Genomic DNA, 271 nt, shown 5'->3' with positions numbered 1-271 from the left:
AGACCAATTAAAAGCAAAGTTTGAGGGAAATGAGCTTATTGCAAAATTGGAAGATTTCAGAAAGGCAAACCTAGACGGGACAACCGGAGAAGATAGAAATTCTAAAAACATAGCAATTAATAAAGCTCTTGAAGATGAACTTAACAAGCAAAGAGATTTTCATAATTCTTTCATAAAGGACAAAGAAACATTTGAACAAAGGAAGCTAATAATTGAGGCAAAATACAATGAGCTAAGAAAGCGTATTCAAGAATCTAAAGCATCTGATGAG

The 271-nt window shown here is 32.8% G+C and carries 1 protein-coding gene; it reads left to right on the top strand.

Annotated features, from left to right (window positions below; all coding sequences use genetic code 11):
- Window positions 1-271, top strand: a 271-nt coding sequence (locus SB764_RS40410; RefSeq protein ID WP_410866812.1) for a hypothetical protein, incomplete at both ends; no start/stop codon positions are given.

Origin of the sequence: Paraburkholderia sp. SIMBA_027 (genome assembly GCF_046535315.1) — a bacterium.
Lineage (GTDB): Bacteria > Pseudomonadota > Gammaproteobacteria > Burkholderiales > Burkholderiaceae > Paraburkholderia > Paraburkholderia tropica.
This window is presented reverse-complemented; position numbering and strand designations above follow the sequence as displayed.